Genomic DNA, 4,426 nt, shown 5'->3' on the forward strand with positions numbered 1-4,426 from the left:
ATTTAGATGTTTGCTTGTGCTTGCTGAATACAAGTTTTCAACTTTTCGGCTAAAACCTGGACATGGGGTTCAACCATAATTGTGATATGGTTTCCGAGGACAAAATGAATATCCACTGGCTCGCTAGAAAACTCACTCCAGCCCAAGGATAAATCCTGTGAAACCTCAGCATTTAAATAACCATTAGGGTCTTCTGGTAGATCCTCATTAGCGCGGAGAATTGTCAATTTACCTGAATAAGGCTGTTTTGGTACATAATCAACTAGACATAAACAACTATTTTTATAAGCTTGGACGATATTTGTCAACTGGGTAATTTCAGCATTTGGAGGCAGCATATTAGCCATTTTGAAATACTGTAAAACGTATTTTAGTTGCTCATCCACAGTCAAAGATTGCAGAGTATCATAAGAAATATCCACATTCTTTTCTAAATAAACTTCTATGCCTTTGCTCACTTCAACTAACCACCTCGCATGATCCCAATTAATATAATCAATCAGCATTTGTTTATCTTTATAGGTTGGTGCTGAAGAATCAACTATTGCCAACAAAGCAACTTCCTGTCCCTGGTTACGCAACTGTTGAGCCATTTCAAAAGCTACATTTCCCCCATAAGAATGTCCGCCTAAAAAGTATGGTCCCTGTGGCTGAACAGCTTGCATGGCTTCAATGTAAATACTAGCCATATCCTCAATATGAGTAATCGCACCTAATTCCTGATACAGATTATTTTCAAAACTGTATAACGGTTGATCATCTCCTAAACAACGTCCTAAGTGATAGAAGTAAAAAGGTCTACCCCCTGCACCGGGAACACAGAAGAAAGGTAAGTTTGAACCATTGGGCTGAATTGCTACTAAACAAGATGGAGAAGAATCATCGGATTCCTTTTGGATAATTGCTGCTAACTGTTCTATTGTGGGGTTTTGAAACAGGTCTTTTACAGGAATATCTTTACCAATCTGCTGCTTAATTTGAGTCATTAAATAGGGAGCTAAAAGAGAATGACCACCCAAATCAAAAAAGTTATCCTGTACCCCAATTTTATCAACTTTAAGAATATTTGACCAGATTTGCAGCAGTTTCAATTCCAATTGATTACGCACTTCTATAAATCTATCGGAGTTACTGGTGTGAGCAGGTGCTTTCAAGGCGCGGCGGTCTACTTTACCATTAGGAGTAAGTGGTAAAGACTCCAACATCACAAAAGCATTTGGTATCATATATCCAGGTAATTTATTGCCAAGAAATTGACGCAGTTCGCTAGTGGTGAGTGTGACATCTTTTTGCGGCACAATATAGGCGACTAACTGCTTACTTCGGCTACGCTCAGTACAAGTCTCACCTGGGGTATCTTCGCGGACAATGACGCAAGATATTTGCACATCCTCATGTTGACTAAGTACGGCTTCAATTTCGCCTAATTCAATGCGGAAGCCACGAATTTTAACTTGATGATCAATGCGTCCCAAGTATTCGATATTTCCATCAGGTAAATAGCGTGCCAAGTCCCCGGTTTTATATAATTTTGAATTATCAAAAGGGTTGGGGATAAATTTCTCCTGTGTTAACTCTGGTCGGTTGAGATAGCCCCGTGCTAAACCTGCTCCACCAATGTGTAACTCTCCCGGTACACCAACGGGAACTGGTTGCAAATAGTCGTCTAAGATGTAGACTTGGGTATTAGCAATGGGAGAACCAATGGGGATTGACTCTATAGTTGTCTCAAGTTTTCTAGGGATAGGATAACAACAAGTAAAAGTCGTGCTTTCTGTCGGTCCATATCCATTAATGATTTGTGTAAATGGCAGAGTTTCATAAGCTCTATTAACGTGAGCAAGTGAAAGTGCTTCTCCACCAATTAGTAGCTGTTTAATTCCTGATAACGCTTGTGGGTCATCATCAATTATAGAGTTAAACAAAGCAGATGTTAGCCATAAAACAGTAATGCCATGTTTGTGGATTTCCTCACTCAGACTTTTAGCGGTAGGAATACTTTCTGGGAAAATAACACATTTTCCACCATGCAACAAAGCTCCCCAAATCTCAAATGTGGAAGCATCAAAAGAAATTGGGGCTATCTGAAGAAATCTTTGAGTTTCATCCAAATGAACATAATTTACTCCAAACAACAGACGATTAACACCACGGTGAACAACTTCCACACCTTTCGGCTGACCTGTAGATCCTGATGTATAAATCACATAAGCCAAGTTAGTAGCTTGTACATCAGCGATAGGCGTAGCGATCGCATTATCCTGACTACATTGAGCAATCAGGTGCCAGTCAGTATCCAAACAAACAAGTTTTACTTGATGTTTTTGTAATTTCTCAACTAAATTCTGTTGTGTTAACAGCACTTTTATCTGAGTATCTGCGAGCATAAAACTCAAACGCTCAGTTGGATAATCTGGGTCAAGCGGCACATAAGCACCACCCGCCTTGAGAATACCCAGTAATCCCACAATCATCTCCCAAGAGCGCTCCACACAAATACCCACTAACACATCTGCTCCCACTCCCAAAGACTGCAAGTAATGCGCTAACTGATTAGCTCGACAATTTAATTCATGATATGTAAGTTGTTGCTCTTCAAACGCCACAGCCACAGCATCCGGGTTGCGCTCTACCTGCTCCTCAAACAACTCATGGATGCACAAATCATGGGGATAATCTACTTGAGTATCATTCCACTCCACCAACAATTGATGACGCTGGGCTGGACTTAACAGTGGTAATTCCGAAATTCGCATTTCTTGATTTGCCACAATTGCTTGGAGTAAAATTTGAAAATGTTCCCCTATGCGAGTAATTGTGGTTGCATCAAATAAATCAGAGTTATAGCACCAAACACCCTCCAGACCTCCTGGAATTTCCCAGTAGTTCACTTCCAAGTCAAATCTGGCCCTGACATCAAGTGGTAAGGGCATATTTTCGATAATTAAACCTGACAAATTGCTAGAAGATTGGGGGGTATTCTGGAGAGAAAACAGCACCTGTACCAGGGGATTACGACTCAAATCGCGGTCTAGCTGCAACTTTTCCACCAACATTTCAAAGGGTAAATCCTGGTGAGCATAGGCGGACAATGTTGTTTGTCGCACTTGCTCGTGGAATTCTCGAAAGGTGGGGTTTCCAGAGAGATTACCCCTGAATGCTAGGGTATTAGCAAAAAACCCCATGAGCGGCTCGACACTCTTGCTGTTGCGGTTGGCAATGGGGGAGCCAACCACCAGATCCAACTGACCACTATAACGAGAAATTAAGACCAAAAAAGCTGCCAGTAGGGTCATAAACAGCGTAGCGTCTGACTCCTGGCTCAACTGCTTGAGGCGTTGCGTCAGGTGGCGATCCAGTTGAAAACACTCAACCCCACCTTGAAAAGTCTGAACTGGGGGACGGGGATAATCCGTTAACAGTTCCAAGATGGGAGTTAACCCTGCTAATTGTTCTCGCCAGTAATTCAGTTGGCGATCTAGGACTTCACCTGTGAGCCACTGACGTTGCCAAACGGCAAAATCCGCGTACTGGATCGGTAATTCAGCTAGAGGGGAGGGTAAACCTTGAGTGAAAGCTTCATATAACTGAGATAATTCACCGAAGAAAATGCTCAATGACCAACCATCGTAGATAATGTGGTGCATCTTCAACAGCAGTATATACGAATAGGGACTCAGTTTCAGTAACGTAAACTGTACTAGGGGTTCTCCTGCCAAATCGAAGGGTTTTAATGCAGCAGCGATCGCCATCTGTCGAAATTGCGCCGTTTGTTCTTCTGTAGATAACCCCTGTAAATCCTCGATTTGCCAGGTTACTGTTGAGGGCGGAGCAATTCGCTGGATCGGTTTTCCGTCTACCATAGGAAAAGTAGTTCTTAATATCTCGTGACGACGAATCAGTTCAGTCAAACTCTGTTCCAGAGCCACTAAATTTAGCGCACCTTCTAGCCGCAGCGCCTCCAACAGATTGTAAGCAGTGCTGTCTGGTGATAGCTGGTGCAGAAACCAAAGCCGCTGTTGGGCAAAAGATAGGGGTAAATCTTCATCCCGTGAGACAGGAATAATCGCTAATTCAGCAGTATTCGTCGGCGTTTTTGCTTGTTTTAAAAAGTCCAGAATTTCAGATTTTCTAGTCCCGATTGCTTGCTTAATTTCTGATGTCATTACTCCCTTGGGAGCCTGATATCGTAGCTTCTGCTCCTCCAGCCAAACTTTGATATCTAAACTATTTAAATAAGATAAAAACTCTACTACTTTCACTTGCCAATTGCCTCCCAAAGCTGTTGTTTAATCAGGTTTAAATTTTATAAACCTAGGAATCGCCTATTTTTGAGCATATTAAAGCCTCAAGCCCAACCAGGATAAGGGTTTATGCCATATTTATTCCAAGAAATCATAAAGGGAGCGGTAGAACCGAAATTTTT

Annotated in this window: 1 protein-coding gene; it reads right to left on the reverse strand. The window is 41.9% G+C overall.

Features of this window, described 5'->3' with window-relative positions:
- Positions 1-2: 2 nt before the first annotated feature.
- On the reverse strand, positions 3-4,262 hold the full coding sequence (locus tag BMF77_RS19555; RefSeq protein WP_148765135.1) for a non-ribosomal peptide synthetase: 4,260 nt from the start codon (positions 4,260-4,262) through the stop codon (positions 3-5).
- Positions 4,263-4,426: the final 164 nt, after the last annotated feature.

The sequence above is a fragment of the Dolichospermum sp. UHCC 0315A genome (genome assembly GCF_008121535.1).
In the GTDB taxonomy this organism is placed as follows: domain Bacteria; phylum Cyanobacteriota; class Cyanobacteriia; order Cyanobacteriales; family Nostocaceae; genus Dolichospermum; species Dolichospermum lemmermannii.